General features: G+C 47.4%; 6 protein-coding genes. 4 read left to right on the top strand and 2 right to left on the bottom strand.

The genetic code is table 11. From position 1 onward, the window contains the following. Positions 1 to 70: 70 nt before the first annotated feature. Both MRY86_RS19445 and MRY86_RS19440 read right to left on the bottom strand, forming a co-directional pair. Positions 71 to 2,413, bottom strand: a complete 2,343-nt coding sequence (locus tag MRY86_RS19445) for an ATP-binding protein (RefSeq protein WP_293565393.1) — start codon at positions 2,411 to 2,413, stop codon at positions 71 to 73. Positions 2,414 to 2,427: 14 nt separating this feature from the next. Next, positions 2,428 to 3,072, bottom strand: a complete 645-nt coding sequence (locus MRY86_RS19440) for a response regulator transcription factor (RefSeq protein WP_293565391.1) — start codon at positions 3,070 to 3,072, stop codon at positions 2,428 to 2,430. A 1,250-nt stretch (positions 3,073 to 4,322) separates the two neighbouring features. Between MRY86_RS19440 and MRY86_RS19435 the strand changes: the two genes are divergently transcribed. From MRY86_RS19435 to MRY86_RS19420, 4 genes are all read left to right on the top strand, one after another. Further along, complete coding sequence (locus MRY86_RS19435) at positions 4,323 to 5,846, top strand: hypothetical protein (protein ID WP_293565389.1); 1,524 nt, start codon at positions 4,323 to 4,325, stop codon at positions 5,844 to 5,846. Between the two features lie 786 nt (positions 5,847 to 6,632). Next, entirely contained in the window at positions 6,633 to 7,766 is a 1,134-nt protein-coding gene (gene wecB / locus MRY86_RS19430) for a UDP-N-acetylglucosamine 2-epimerase (non-hydrolyzing) (protein ID WP_293565387.1), read from the top strand. Between the two features lie 8 nt (positions 7,767 to 7,774). Continuing rightward, the gene (locus tag MRY86_RS19425; RefSeq protein ID WP_293565386.1) at positions 7,775 to 8,824 is read left to right on the top strand and encodes a hypothetical protein; all 1,050 of its coding nucleotides are present in this window, start codon (positions 7,775 to 7,777) and stop codon (positions 8,822 to 8,824) included. A 927-nt stretch (positions 8,825 to 9,751) separates the two neighbouring features. Beyond that, a partial coding sequence (locus MRY86_RS19420) for a SprB repeat-containing protein (RefSeq protein WP_293565384.1) occupies positions 9,752 to 16,862 on the top strand: 7,111 nt, incomplete at its 3' end.

Raw genomic sequence — 16,862 nt, 5'->3', positions numbered from 1 at the left:
GGCTGTTAAGCCCTCTCTGGTATCGGCTCACTTTGGGGTTATTTGTTCATGGTTGAATAGCGGAGCTGCCTTACGCGCTTAGCGCAAAGTAGAAGGTACTCCCCTCACCGATCTTACTTTCCACCCGCAGCTCTCCTCCCAGCTTTTGCGCTGCGATCCGGCTGATGGCTAATCCAAGGCCAGAGCCAGGGGCCTGCGTCAGATTGCTGCGATAAAAGGGTTCAAAAATTTTAGACTGTTCATTTTCGGGAATACCTGCTCCGTTATCTCTAATATACAAAGCAGGCTTCGTAGCGTCGGACAAAAAACCAATTTCAACCTTGGGCAGGGATTGGTGCTGGCTGTACTTTAGGGCGTTCTCAAGCAAGTTCGTGATCACCTGCCGGGCCAGCAGGGGGTCGGTCTGCACCGGCGGCAGGTCAGAGTGGATTTCAATTTGAGCAGCAGGGTAATTCCGCTCGGGTGATAGCTGCTCCAAAATATCTGCTACCAGGTCCTTCAGGTTCAGAAAAGTGGTGTGCACGGAAAGCTCATCGATACGATGGATCTCTTTGAGTTGCTCCATAAAGGCTATCATTTCACCAGTGGTTTGCTGTACAGGGGCCACTTCATTAGGAGAAAGCGGCTGATTTTTAGAGACCAGCTCAGACAATTGGTGCTGCAAGTTGAGCACATAGCGTTTAAGGTCATGAGAGATAGAAAACTGAAGCCCTTCGAGGTACTCGATTTTTTCCTGGACTAGTTTGTTGATGCTTGCTTTGGATTCAGGGCTTGAGGCCTTATCATCCATATGCCCAACCAAAGATTGCAGGCGCTGCAGCTCTTCAGATAGCGCTATGGTTTCCAGCATACCCATTGATTTTAACTCGTTAGCAGGTAGCGGGGCTTCATTCGGTCTTCCTATGGATTTTAACCGGCTTAGCAAATACCGCAGATTTGCCCCCTCTCGCTTTTTGTAGTACTGCCAGGTTAGATAGAGCAGTAACAATATGACGCCAATCACCCCTGTGGAAATAAGCTTGACCCTACGGTTGGATGCCGACAAGGTAGCTAGTCGCAAGGCAAACTGCTCTTCAGATTTAGTGATTTTTTGCTGGGTAGAGATTTCCTGGGCGGTCAGGTAGGTCTTCGAGCTGAGAATGGAATCTTTTAAGTCCGCATAAGCCCTAAAGTATTGATAAGCCTGCCGGGTATTGCCCAGCGAGTCATGAATGGCTTGCAGGTTGGAATAGAGTTCAATCCTGGCAATAGCATGGTTCTCTCTGTTTGACAACCGCAATATAGAGTCAGCTAGCACAAGTGCTTCCTCAAAGCGCTTCTCTTTGACCAGGTTTGAAACAGCAATAGCTTCGCTATAGGTATAAAAATGGACATCCTGGGCCCTGAGCGCTATATCTTTGGCCAGGGTCAGGTAATAGTTAGAAGAATCAATCTGGTCTATTTGGTTATAAAGATTACCTAAAGTAGCAAATGATTGTAGTATGCAATTGGTATCTCTTGGCTCACAAGTTTGGAGGGTTAGGTGAGCGTAGTGGGCAGCACTGTCGCGTGCCTCTGGCATGGTCAGGTAGGTTTCCCGCATCAGTTGGTAATACATGGCCCAGAATCGCTTGTCTCTTTTGTCCGAAGTCAGGTCATTCTTAATTTCACGGGCTAGCTCCAGCGCCATTTCCTGGTTGTCCACATTGGCAAGCGTGAAGCCTAATTGAACTCTGGTAAAGATACTAATGGGCCGGTGGTTGATCTGTGGAGACATGCGTACCGCTTCCTTAGCATACCAGAGGGCGGAGTCTAGTTGGCCATTGAGGAAATACACGTTTCGGATATTGCCACAGGTAACAACCCTATGCCTGATATTGGTCGTATCCAGTTGGAGTGATTTGAGGTAATAGGCTTTGGCTTCCGTCAAGAGCCCCAGCCGTTCAAGCGCTGTGGCTAAATTACCGTAGGAAACCGCTAAGCTGGAGGTATCTTTCCTAATCTGATCAAACGCAACGCATTGTTCGAAAGCGTCTCTGGCCTCGTTATGTTTGCCTTGCCGATTGTAAATAGTCCCGTAGCTATTGTAAATGGTGGATAAAATTGCTGTATCTCTGGCTTGGCTTGCCAACACAAAAGCCGAGTCTAGTTGCTGCACCGCCAAATCCCAGTCTCCGTTCAGATAATTGTCCCGCCCCAGTATCTTATAGGCATGAGCCATGAGGGTGGGGTAGGGGCCTTTTTGAGCTTTAGCTAAAGCCGAACGGGCCAGGCTTATAGACTTTTTCAAGTCGGACTTTTCCACCTCTTGTGCCTCATCAAGCAGCTTAGAGATGTATATACTATCCTTAAGCTGGATTTGGGCATTCAGCTGTAAAGCCGCGAATGGCAACAGCAATAACAGTGAAAGTTGAAGTAGGGTCTTGAGTTGCATAATTTTGCTAAGCGCTATAGTTTATCCAGAATGTCAGGATCATCCCGAAACTTCTTAGAAGCCTCATATCTGGAACTGACATTCATGCGTTTGTAAAGCTTACGGATGTAGTACCGTACCCCGTTTACACTGATCCCCATATTATCTGCAATGTACTTATAAGACCAACCTTGCGCAAGCATATTCAGAACCTCCATGTCCTTTTCTTTCAGTGAGCTTGCATTTTTGGGCCGCTGCGGAGGGGTGAAATGCTCTACAAGGTACCTGGCCATTTGAGGAGAAATGGCAGCTCCGCCTTCATGGGCGTGCCGGATATGTTCTACAAGGTTATTGGGCGCTGCCGATTTCAATATGTACCCTTCCGCTCCCCGGGAAATAGCATTAAACAAAAGTTCCTTTTCCTCGTAATTGGTGCACATGATGATGGTGGTATCCGGCAACCGCTTTTTTAAACTCGGAATACTTTGTATCCCGGAAACACCAGGAAGGTGGATGTCAAGCAGTAAGATATCCAGGTGATGGAAAGGCTTCAGGCTTTCCATGAAGTCTTCCACAGACGTTCCAGTTACCACACAGAGCAGGTCCTCTGCATTTTCTAGTTCAGATACAATCTGATTTAAGTACCATTCATCATCTTCAACAATCCCTACACGTATCATATATATAATGTGTTATTCATTAGAAGGATTCATCATGGTGAAATAGGACTGCAAAGCTCACTAAACCTGAGCCCCGTGCAGGTAGGGGCCAGTTGGTAAGGACTTAGACAAACCCTTTTTTAAAAACGCATCAGCCCTGTTCCTTCCTACAGGAGCAGGGGAGTGCAATAAAATTTCATCAGCAAACAGTAGCCTGTTTGCTCGGCTGCAAGTTGGGTTTTCTTAGTCCATCTCCAAATGAGCAAACGAGTTGGCAATGTCTGCTCGGCCGGAGTGTTGTGATTGTGCTCAGCTTGCTTATGAGTAAGGTTAAGCTGGAAATCAAGTAAGGGGGTAAATCAGGTGTCTCTTGGATTGCAAAAGTCCAATTTCACACCGATAACAATTTTACGTGAAAAGTACACAAAAATGTAGTAAATATTATCAATGTCTAAAGGAAAATTACGACATCCAAGCCCTGGGAGGTAGGCCGGGGGGTATATTTGGTCCCTTGACTTTCCCTGCCTGCATTTTGTTGACGAACAGATTAGAGGGCATAGAAAACCGCTGATGAAGCGCTGTTGATGGCCAAAATTGAGTGCTCCGTACTTTCCGAAGCCTTAAAAATGAAGCGATTATCGCCAAAAGCAAAAAAAAAATCGCTATTGTGCATGTTTGTGTAGTGTTTGCTTTACCCAACCTGTTGAAGGGACTGGACTGGTATTTATCTACTTCCTATTATTGTAGCATGAAACAGGAAAAACCGATTTTAGACACTATCTAAACTAGTTATTCCGAGTTTCAGTATGATGAGATGGCTTAGGAAAGCCATGGTTCCAATGGTTTCATTTATTCGATTTGTGATTGTTAGATTAATAAGGATTCGTTCAGTTTTTAGATTGTCGAATGCTGTTTTTTGAAACCATTAAAAGAAAACACTAGCTGAAGTAGTCAGCAAGTCGAAAAGAAGGGATTTTGATTTGCTTATTATCTGTTGCAATGTACTTAGTGTCAATTGCAATAGGGGTTACTTCGCATGCCTTTTGTTAAGGCAGGGGGGCAAGTGTAGTGCTTGGGGTTATCATGGCTTTCCGGCTTTTTTACGAAGCCAAATTATGCTTTACATACTTGAGAAGCATTTTAGTCCGACGCTTTGAACACGTTAGACTTCGACAATTGGCAGGTTTTTCACTGTAGTTGTCTTGTAGGTCCAGTAAAAAAGTAAAAGTTATCCCGTCAACGAGTTTCTAGGGGAATACGGTAACTTACTTATGAAAGACTTACAAGAACTAGTAGACAATATTCGTCTTAGTCATTCGCGGGATTTCACCCCCGTTGGATTGGCAAAAGGCGATACTAATAAGACTGACGAGCTTTTCCAGCTGATTCAGGAAAGGCAGGTCAAGTCAGACTTGGAGGCTTTTAAGGTCCTCTATCCAAACAAAAAAACAAAGGTTCCCAACAGTGCGTACCGAAATGTGAAGTGCGCACTGAAGGAACGCTTGCTACACAGCTTGCTGCTCTCTTCTCTGGATGTTGACGCATCTGATCGGCAAAATGCCTTTATAAAAGCGCACAAATATTTTGCCGCAAGCCAGCTGCTTATTGCTCAAAGTGCGAAAACCGCTGCTACAGACTTCCTTCTAAAAGTGCTTCAAATCTCGGAGCAATTCGAATTTATAGAACTGGCAGCTAGTGCTTGCAGACAACTGAGTACGATTTTTGCTACCCGCATCGGCAGCTACAAAGAGTACAATGACTACCTGCAAAAATCTATTGGCTATGAGCAGCTCAATACCCTTGAGCTGAAAGCAGAACGTTACTATCACGAACTGATTATTCACTTCGTCAACAGCTTGTCGCCCAACAAAAGTCTTCGGGCGAAAGCGAAACGCTATCAAAAAGAGCTGGAACAAGAGGCTTCTGCCCGGTCTTCTTACAAGGCAGAGCTCTACTTAATGCTGATCCGGCTATTCTATCACACTTCTGTGAATGATTATCATCTGGTGGCTGACATCTGCGATCAGGCAGTCAGCTATTTCAGCAATAAAGCCTATGAGGCCAGAACACCTATTCAGATCGCTCTGCACCATAAGGTGGTCTGCTGTATGATGACAGGGCAGCTTGATCAGGCAAAAGCACACTTGCAAGAGAGCCATAAGCTCCTTCACGCCGGGGATTTCAATTGGTTTAGAGACCTGGAGTATTTGCTGCTCATCGCTTTACGGGAAGAAGACCACGAAAGCGCTCAAAGCATTTACTATAAAGCGACCAATCATCCACGGTTTGAGTTTCTGCCTGAGCAAGTCAAAGAAATGTGGACCTTCTATCAGGGATACCTTGGACTGCTCCTGCTTGCGGGTAAGCTCGATCGTAGAAAACAGCGTAAGCTTCGGATACAGCATTTTCTAAATAGTATGCCTGTCTTTTCTAAAGACAAGCGTGGCTTGAATATCGGTATACTTATCGTCCAGTTCTGTTACCTGGTGCTGGATAAAAAATACAATCAGGCCATTGAGCGAACTGAGGCACTGAAGCGCTATTGTTCCCGTTACCTGTTTTCTGAAGATACCTTCAGGTCGTATCATTTCATAAAGGCTTTGCTGGCTATCCCAAAAGGGAACTTCCATCAGGCGGCCGTAGGACGGCATGCGCAGAAGCATTTGGAAAAGTTAAAGGAAACACCGTCGTCAAAAACACTGGAGCACCATAAGCTTGAGGTGCTACCCTATGAGCGGCTCTGGGCTATTGTGTTCAATAGTCTTGACTTGCAAATCATAAAAGTGAAAAAATAACTACGGCCCACAAGTAGGTCAGCATGCTGCCTGCTCTAAAGCCGAATTTTATCCAAACACTCAAACACTCAAACCGCTATGAACAACATTCATCTGTTTTGCCCGAGTTTCCATTTTGGTTTTGTCATCATCGAAGAAACAGATGTACCCTGAATAGATTTTCAGGGCCATCACAATCGATCAGGACAAAGCAAATGATAGTGGCTTGATTCGCATGGATTGCTGTTGCGGGCAGAGACCTTCTTCAAAATTACCTGATCCTGAGGCGATTTAGCCTCGGGGTTCAGGTAAGGAGAGGTTTCGCTCAAAAAGCAAACTGCAGGTTAGGCTACGTACAACCAGCACTTGAGGTTTTTGCCATCCTTTGGCAGGAGCCATTTGAGGGTGTACGCTTTTGTCTCGGGTTGACATTGCAGGTAATGTCCTTTCTTATTGGGAGGGGCTGCTTTGTAGTGTCTTCAGAGTAGGGGTGCATTGCAATTTTGGTGCTCTTACCCGGTCTAAACAAAATAAACCGCGATGAAAAGAATGTTGATGGTCCTCGTTAATCAATTTGCCATTGGGTTGGCCCCTCACACTTGGAACACACTAATTGGTACGACTGCTCCCTGTAACCTTTTCCAATATTGGTACCTGAATATGCCCATGCTTCCTGCTGCACTGGAGAAATGCAGGTGCAGGGCCGTAAATACTCAGTCTGTAAGCCGTTTATCGGAGCGCTCAGGTATTTCGGTCTGAAGTATTAGTACACCGTGTACTATTGTAGGAAAATGAAAAAACAGAAAGATGAAGGTTTTCAATGTCGCAGGCGCTCGATCCAATTTTTTGAAGGTAGCCCCCATTCAAAGGGCCCTCGAGCTAAATTATCCGGAAATAGATTCAAGGATTATCTATACCGGGCAGAATGAGGACTCAACAATAAGCGAGGTGTTCCTCAAATATTTAAAATTGCCAAAACCTCACGTCAACCTCAACATAGGCGGCGGTACCAGCGCAGCGCAGACGGCAAGAGTAATGCTGGCCTTCGAGTCACTGGTACAACAGGAACAACCCGATATGATTGTGACGGTTGGTGATGTAAATGCTACCCTCGCTGCTGCCCTCGTCGCCAAGAAAAATGGCGTGCCCCTCGCTCATGTGGAAGCCGGATTGAGGTCCTTTGATAATTCGATGCCGGAGGAAATCAACAGGGTCCTGGTCGATAGAATTAGTGACCTCCTCTTCATCTCTGAACCCTCCGGGCTGTTAAACCTGACTAAAGAGGGGGTAGAGAATCATAAAAAGTTTTTTGTGGGCAATGTGATGGTAGACGCCCTAAAGGGCTTTATCGAACAGGCCAGGGCGCTTACACTGGAAGAAATCCTCTCCGGACAGTCGGTTTACCCTGCAAGGCCTGCTATTCCATTGAAGGAGAAAGGATACTTTATGCTTAATATACACCGCCCAGCCAATGTCGACCACGCCGCCCCCTTGAAGCGGCTCATTAAGATCATCCGCTACCTTTCCACCCGGCTGCCAGTGGTTTTTCCCCTTTACCCCCGCACTAAGAACCGGCTTTCTTCCTTCGGCTTACTGCAAGAACTGTCTGCGGTGGATAACCTCCTATTGCTACCTCCGCAGGGTTATCTGCATTTCTTGTCTTTGATGGACAAAGCCAAAGCCGTTATTACAGACTCCGGAAGCGTGCAGGAAGAAACCACCTTCCTCAATGTACCCTGCCTCACCCTCAGTGACGCTACCGAAAGGCCCATTACCACCAAAATCGGCAGCAACCTCCTTATCCCGGAAATAAGCCTCGAGTATATTCAACCTTATATAGAGACGATCCTGGAGTGCGGTTGCCTGAAATACACCGCAACCCCACCACTTTGGGATGGACAGGCGGCGCAGCGAATTGCTAAAATCATTGCGGAATATTAATACTTGATATGGTACTCATCCTCAGCTCCAACGGTGCGCTCGGCAAACAAATTGCCATTAGTGCTATTCTGGTCTTCGGAGTAAAAAAGGTTATCCTTTCTGACTATAAGCCAGACAGGTTGGCGCAACAGCAGAGATTGCTCCATGGCTTGGCTGGTTCGGAACCCGCCGTCAGGCTTATTGATGTCCGGTCTGCTGAAAGCATCAGGAATAACCTCCATGGAGTAGATTTGGTTGTGGTTGCTCTGCAACAGCAGGAGCCCATCGTGCAACAAGTGTGTTCGGAAAACGGGATCAGCAGCATCGACTTGTCTGTGAACCCGGATTTTTTGGAGCAATGCCTGAGCCTTTCCCCAATGCCTCAAGGCACACAGTTGATCGGGGGCGGGTTGTTTCCGGGCTTATCCGGTATTCTTGCAAAGGAAGTTTACGCGAAAGGACCTGAGCAAGAAACCATAGATATTGGGTTGCTGCAGTCAACCCACGGGACTAATGGCAAAACCGGAGTGGCAGACATGCTTCAAATCCTCGATAAAAAGGTGGAATGGAAATCCGCTGCTTCCAGCAAGGCCTATCCAGGCTTCTCGCTCAAAAAGCGGTTTGACTTCCCATTGGCTATGGGGGCCAAAACATTGCGGCTCGCTGCCTTCATCGAACGCGAATACCTTTGCAAAGCGGGGGTCCCCGCCAACTATTGGACCGCTTTCGATAAAGCCTATTTCAATGAAGCCTTAGCGCTAGCTGCAAGGTTCGGTTTACTTCGGTTGTTTCAAAACCCCAAAGTGGGCCCATGGCTGAGTGCGCTGATCGCCCAACCTAATGGAGGGAAAAGAAAGGAGAACATCGGATTGGCAGCACAGCGTTCCAAACAAACTATCGCATGGATGCTTAGCGCTGACTATGAAGCGACAGCCGCTTGTACGGTAGCTTTCTCACAGCTGATGCTGACCAGGCATACAGATTCGGCAGGGGTTAAATTCCCATTTGAGCTGTTTACCTTAAATGATGTTAGGCCTTTTCTAAAAGATGTCATTTTAGCAGAGAAAATTTCGTTCTAAGTTTCTTACCCTTACCAGTAAGAGCAGCAAGCTCCCAACTCTATACCACAACCTTTTAGCGGCCTGACAGGTCAGCTTATTGCTGTCGCCTTGCATAGAAAATCCTCATCTGATAAATCTTTCTTAAAGCCATATTTTTCAATCTGAAGCTTATTGAGCGCTTTGAATCCACGCAGGGGCTTACAGGCTTAGGGATTAATGGTCCTTTTTGCTCCGAATTTTAGCTTGCATTTTGATACGGCAGAGAAAAATAATAAAGCAGCCTAACGAAAAATAGCCGGAATTAGCCAAGGTTTGGTTTTTGTAATTGTTTGTTTATCAGTGGTTTAATTTTTTTTAATAAGTTTTAGGTTGATTTTTTAAGGTGGCAGAATGGTGTATTCTGCCTTGTCGTATAGTAGTCATAGGTGTAGTTTTGAAGTGTGAAAAGCAATAAGGGTCAAACCAAGTTGCAGCACAAAGAAATGCACAGGAGGAGATACTCGTATAACCTCCCTCGATCTCATAAATCTTACTTTGGACGACAAATCATAACCATGACCTTAGACCAAATGCCACTGGTCAAGCACGCCACTGTGCTGCTTGGCATAACGATCTTGGTGTCAATTCTTGTAACGAACCCGATTCCCCTTAGAGTGCCGCTAATCGATGAAATACATCAATTAGTGAGCACTCTTTTTTTGTGCTTTTTCACAGCCGGATTCTATCGTTGCCTCAGGCAGGTTTGCCCAAGCCTTCCCGATGGCTGACCATGTCTGAATTTTGGTTGTGATTCAAAATATTCCCCCTTACCCCCCCCTATTGATTGATCGATAACAAAAACAATTGTGCCCCGTGGCGTAGCTAAACCCAGGCCCACAGCCCCAGCCATTGCCACTCTAACAAATCATCATTTTCCATTTTGGTCTCATGAAAACTTTTCCCACTATGCATCCTAAGTTCTACTCAACACAACAACACTACAGCTCAAAGGGACAATCCCTGATAGCTGTATTCCGGATGGCAGTCTTACTGTCAGTTGGATTGTTCTGCTCTGCCACTCTGCAGGGACAGAATGTCTACTATTGGGTCAACGGCTCCGGCGACTGGTCTGATGCCCCCAACCACTGGGCAGCTAGCTCAGGCGGCACCAATTTTTATACCTCAGTACCAACCGAGAGTGACATTGTTATCTTTGACGCCAACTCTTTTAATGCACCCAATCAGGTGGTCAATATGGACGTAGACGGTACCGTTGGTGACTTGGACATGACTACAGTAGACGAGAATTTTATCATCAATGGCATGGACATGCCATTGCGCGTACGTGGAAATATGGAGCTCACCAATCAGCTGAGTTTCTCCTCACCGCTCAACTTTATCTTTACCAGTAATGCCACCCAAAGCATTAATACTGCAGGCGTTGTATTACCAGACCAAGTGCGCTTTGAGGGTTTAGGTACCTATAATATGCAGAGTGATATTGTTGCAGTTGGGATTTTTGACTTTCTAAGTGGAACGTTAAATACCAATAATTTTGATATTACAGTAGATAGAGTAGCCTCAGGCAATGGGGTTCCAAGTAGTGGTTCATTAAATATCAATACACGGGTATTGAATCTAGGTACTTCTGAGATTAACACCTTTGGAGGATTTGGTATGAACCCTGAGAATCTTACCGTAAATGGACCAAACAGTACTTTAAATATTGGCACCCCTTCATCTGGAGGAGTTCTATTAATTTTTGGTTTTGGAACCGGTAATAACTCGGTAGTTAATTTGGGTACCGTAAATTTAACATCATCGGGTCTTTCAGAGTACTGGTCTACATCAGGAGTTTTAGATACTATAAAAGAGTTTAATATAATTGGCAGGACTTCAGAACTATCTAACGCAGGAGCTGATTTCATAGGGAAACTTACAATGACGGTCGAAAACGACATAGACTTTGGTGCTAACCCGAAACCGACTGTCGATTCTCTCATCGTAAATAATCCTATTGGTGAAACTGTACTTAGAAATAGGATTACTGTCAACAACTTTGAGATGATTGCAGACGGCTCCTGTACAGCCCCACTCCGTCTTGAAGGTTTCGGTCCCTCCTTTGGGGCTAATGTTGGAAATGTCACAATCAACGATGTTGAAGTAAATAACTCTACTGTTACGGGGCTCAATACCTATACATTGAATGATGTTGCATTTGATGGTTCAGGAAACGTAGGTTGGGTGATCAACCGCCGTCCCGAAGAATCTCTTTACTGGATCGGTGGCTCAGGCGATTGGGATGATCCGGCTAACTGGTCTCTGACCTCCGGCGGTCCGCCCAACCCGGATATGTGTATCCCTAGTTTCTACACCAATGTCTTTTTTGATGCCAACTCTTTCACAGCGCCCGGACAAACCGTTAATATCGCTCAGGAAGTAGATGCATTATGCAATAATATGGACTGGGTCGGAGCGAATGCACCCGTATTTAATAATCTTGGAGGCGTCCGCCTCGGCGGCTCGCTAGCCTTCAATAGTACAGTCACGGTTTCGTCTAACCAAGGTAGTCTAAACTTCATACTTACTGAAGGCAACAAAACTATCGATATGGATGGGGTCGTTTTACCGAATGGACGGATGCTCCTTGCTGAAGGTGATTTCACCTTATTGGATGATATCATTATGCTGACTAATAATCCGAGTACACAGTTTGGAGTACTTGATACCTTACGCACCAGTGATTTCAACATTACCACGGATAGGATAGATGTAAATGGAGGAGTGGCGTTTTTTGGAGAATCTGTCGTTACAGTTACTGTACCTGATCCTGGCAACACCTCCTCCCGTTTTTTTCAGTCTCAAGTAGATGCTGATATGGCTTGCTTCGTTGTTGCTGATGAGTTAGCGACTTTCGAAATCCGCAGTACCACTGCAATTGGTGGTGGTATTCCTGAGTTTCGAAAGTTTGAAGCACCCAATGGTAGTTTGAGGTTAGATTTTAACGATCAATTGGCTCGTATTGGTACGGTTCGCAGCCTTGAAAACATGACACTTCTTTCGACGAATCCGCCTGTCCAAGGTGACATCATCGAAATTGATAGCCTTGATATCATTGGTACAAGTGGTGGGAATGTCCTTTTAGTTACTGATAATGGCGGCACAAATAATTTTTTCCAGTTTAACGAATTCTTTAATATCGCGACCTCCGCCTGCCCTGTACCTAACGAAATCCGGTTTACGGGGGATGACTTACTATTTATTAACAACTCCGGCAGCACTTTCACCGTCGAGCAGGTTAACCTCTTTGGTACCCGGGTCACCGGGGGCTGGGTCGCCAATGATGTATTTATTGAGGACGGCAATAATCTGGGCTGGGATGCCATCAACCCACCGGCAGCAGGTGTCGATTATTTCTGGATCGGTGGCACGGGCGATTGGGAAGACCCCGCCAATTGGTCGCTGACTTCCGGCGTGCCAAATAACCCTTCCAACTGTTTGCCCAGCCCTATTGATGATGTCTATTTTGATGCAAACTCTTTTGCTAATGATGGCGAAATTGTAAGACTAAATGGAAGCGTCAGTTTTAACTCCATGATTTGGGAGGACAACGACAACGCTGATATTCGTTTATCACGTAATAGCGGCTCCGCTTTGGTGAATCAGTTCGGCTCTTTCGTTGGTGATGATGGACTTGTAATTGACCCTGGTAATGGATTTACTTGGTTACTGCGCAGTCTCGATCCAAACAATCCAGATACCCTTCGGTCCAACGGCACTACTATATTGAATGGAGGTGTCAATGGACTTACTTTAAGACTTACAGGAACAGGGACTTATAATGTGGTTGATGACTGGTCTGAGTCAGAGTTGTTCCGCCTAGAGTTGAACAATGGTTCTTTCTTGGCAAATGGGAATGACTTATGGGCAGCTAACTTTGTTATTCAAGCAGCTACTATTGATTCAGTTAACCTGGATAACGCTACCTTCTTCTACGGGGGGGCTGTTAACTTGGGCGATAATAGCCTTGGAAAGGTTTCAGTTGACCAGACCTTCTTTGACAAAGCAGTTAGCGACGGTACTGTTTGGACCATAGGACCAGGCTATGATATTGCAAACATTCAGGACACCATACCTAGAGTGAATAATAATCCAAATGCATCTTCGTTCACTTTTAACGGGGATGATTTAAGCATTGTCAGAGTACTCAATATTGACCCTCTGTTTTTCAACCTTAACAATGGGGGCGCATTCGATACACTAATCCTCAGCGAAAAAACAGTGGTGGCTCAGCTACAGTCTGGTGCTACATTTGAGGTCAATGAGTATTTGTTCATTGATGCCAATGGCTGTCTCTTTTCTCGCCTTGAATCCGATAACTCTAATCAGGAGGCTTTTCTGAACGTTGGCGCGGGCGCTACGGAGGACTTAAACTTTCTGAATATAACAGATATTAATGTATCAGGCAGTGCTGCTCCGCCAGTGCCTCCCGGCAGGGCTTCATCAGATGAAGGTGGGAATACAGGCTGGGCTTTTTCAGGCGAGGCTTTCACGACTCTACCACAATCCTTTATATTCTGCGGCGTTGAGGGCACCTCAACACTAGTGGTTGCTCCGCCAGACCCTAACGTCACCGACTTCTGGTATGCGCCGGTTTCCATGCCAATGGATACTTTCAATACCAATGATTCTACATTCGTCATAGAAACACCGGATCAGAGCTTCCTGCTCTTCAACTTTTTCGGTGAGGATTGTGTCCGTACGGACACAATCACTTTCAACTCCATGGATTTCAGTGATGGTCCTGCAAGCTATGGACAGGCCATCCACGATGGACTCGACATCCGCATGCGCCTGGGAAGTGTGCTTGATTGTGAGAACACTCCACTCGTAGGCGGTCCACTAGCGGATGCAGACGATATTGACCGCCTAGACGATGAGGAAGGCATCCCCTTTTTCCCTCCGGGCAGCCCGAGTACGACCACTTATTCTGTTACCCTATCCCTGGCTAACGATACTACATTCGCCACAAATCTTTTTGCTTGGATAGATTGGGACCAAAATGGCACTTTCGATGAGGACGAGAGAGCAAATGTCAGCAGCGGCAGCATAACCGTGAGTGGCAACCAAATCCCCGCCAATACCTCACAAGGTACGGTCATACTTACATGGACCGGGCTTAGCGGATTAAATATTGGCGATTCTTATTTTGTAAGAGTCCGGATTACCTCCGACAACATCGACCTCACGGCGGATGGCAGCAGTCAGGATGACGCCTCTTTCGGCATGGCTGTTACCGGTGAGGTAGAAGACTACCTCTTCATCAACAGCTGCCCGGAGTTTGTGATCTCCCGTGCGGATGTCATACAGCCGATCTGTGATCAGGCGACGGGCACGATCAACGTCAATGTTTCTACCCCGATCCTGGGTAGTGAAGTATTTGTGCTGAAAGACGCACTGACGGGTGCCATCGTGCGCCCGGAACAGGCAAGTACGGAGTTCACCGGCCTGGCTCCCGGCTTCTACCGGGTAGTGGGCGGTTTCAACCCGCCTGCAGCTTGTGCAGCCCTTGATAGCATTGATGTATCCGTGCGTGGGGTACTTGCGCCTAAAGCAACCGTCAATACCATCACGCCGGCTAACTGCCTGGCAGCTGACGGTGCTATAGATATCGATGTTACAGATGGCGTAGCTCCTTTTACCTTCAACTGGAGCAACGGAGCTATCACTGAAGATATTTCCGGCCTGGCCGGCGGCACTTATGTGCTGGAACTGACTGATGCCAATGGCTGTACCTGGTTCGGCGCCTTCGAAGTGCCTAGCGATCAGGGTAGCCTGTCCGCTACCTTCACGACTAGCCCGGCTACCTGTGGTGCCGCTATTCCAGATGGCTCCATCGATGTGACGCCTACAGGCGGTGATGGCAACTACACCTTCAACTGGAGAAGCGGAGCTACTACTGAAGACCTCATGAACCTGGCCGCGGGTGCCTACTTCCTGACCATCACCGATGGCAATGGCTGCGTGGCAGAGGTTACTCCAATTGTTACCAATGAGGTATTCCCGCCGATCAATATCGACGCTACAATGGACGCCGGTTGTGAGCGGGAACTGGGCGGTTCCATTACTGCCAGCTCCGACCTCAATTCCAATATCTTTATCCGGGATGAGGCGGGCAACACCCTCGGCCTCGGCTCCCTGAGCGCTACGGCTACTGGCCTTCGGGCAGGCCGTTACCTGGTCACTGCGATCAATACCAGCAGTTGCCAGAATACGATAGAAGTGATCCTCGACGAAAATGACATCAATGCAGGCATTATCGCCAACGACCAGGTGCTGTGTGTAGGCGACGACCCTGCCAGCCTGAATGAAGTACAGATGGCATCCGGTGACGGCGCCTTGTCTTATCAGTGGCAGAGCAGCTCAGACGTTGCGGGCCCCTATACTGACATCCCCGGCGCAACCGGTATCAACTTCGATCCAACAACAGTAACGGGCGATACTTTCTTCCGCCGTATCGACACTTCTACGGAGGGCGGAGCCGTGTGTCCGGAACCTACAAATGTGCTGCTACTGCGTACCAATGATATTACAGCGGGCACTGTAGGCAGCGATCAGGTAATCTGTGAAGGCACTGCCCCAGCACCAATTGTAGAAACCACTCCGGCTGTTGCGGACGGAACGCTTACTTACCAGTGGCAGTCTAGTGTGAATGGTGGGACTACCTTTACAGATATCATGGGAGCTACTTCTGCTGACCTTGGTAGTGTGGGTGCAGTCCTTCAGGAAACCTTGTACCGAAGAATCGATTTCAGTACCCTGAATGGAGTAGTCTGCTCAGACATTACGAATGAGGTATCTGTTACCTTCTTCCCCGAACTTCAAACCGTGAATACACCAATGGAGACCTGCCTGGCAGGAGGGGGAGGATTTACCGTGGAGGTAGACATTACGGGTACGCCTGCCTTTACTGTTATTGGTGCAGGTGGGCCTGGTACCTTTACGGATAATGGAAATGGCACGTTCACTTTCGTTTCCGAACCATTACCCCTGAATGCACCGACCTATTCCATTACCATCGAAGATGCAGCTGGTTGCAGCCAATTAGTGATTAATGGCAGCAGCCCGACTAACTGCTGCTCCTTTGATGTAGTCTGCCCGACCTTCCCATCTACCACTTTGCAGTGCTATGATGAAGTGCCAACGGCGACAACACTTACCGAAGCTGCGTTTGAAGCACTTGGTAACGGAGACGGCAGCATCGGTGATACCCCCTGCGGCGTGATCGAGATTACAGCTTCCAACGAGGCTGATCCTGGTAGCTGCAATACTACAGTCACCCGCACTTATACGATCACCGAATACGAAGACCCGAACAACAACGGCGTGCGTGATCCAGGTGAAAATACAGTCCTGAACACGACGACTTGTACGCAGGACTTTATCCTCGACGATACCACTGCTCCGACCATCACTACGTCCGCAGCTGACCTAACCGTAGAATGCGACGGTATGGGCAACATGGCAGATTTGAACAACTGGCTCGCTACCAACGGAGGTGCAGCGGCTACAGACTACTGTAGCAGCTCGGTCACCTTTACCAATGACTTCACTGCTTTGAGTAATGGATGTGGTGCGACCGGCAGCGCGACAGTAACCTTCACGGCTACTGACGATTGCGGCAATACGTCAACTACAACTGCGACGTTTACTATTGAGGATACGACCAACCCAACGGTAACAGACCCGGCTACGGACCTGACAGTGGAGTGCGACGGCATGGGCAACATGATGGCCCTGAACAACTGGCTGTCCAGCAACGGCGGTGCATCATTCGACGATGCCTGCGGCGGTATTACGGTTACTAACGACTTTACTGCGCTGAGCGACCTTTGTGGCGCGACCGGCAGTGCGACGGTGACCTTCACGGCTACCGACGATTGCGGCAATACGGCTACCAGCACCGCGACCTTCACCATTGAAGACACGGCTGCGCCAACGGTAACCACCCCGGCATCTGACCTGACCGTGGAGTGTGACGGCGCGGGCAACACTGCCCAGCTGAACGCCTGGCTGT

This window comes from Phaeodactylibacter sp., from assembly GCF_022763345.1.
GTDB lineage: Bacteria > Bacteroidota > Bacteroidia > Chitinophagales > Saprospiraceae > Phaeodactylibacter.
This window is presented reverse-complemented; position numbering and strand designations above follow the sequence as displayed.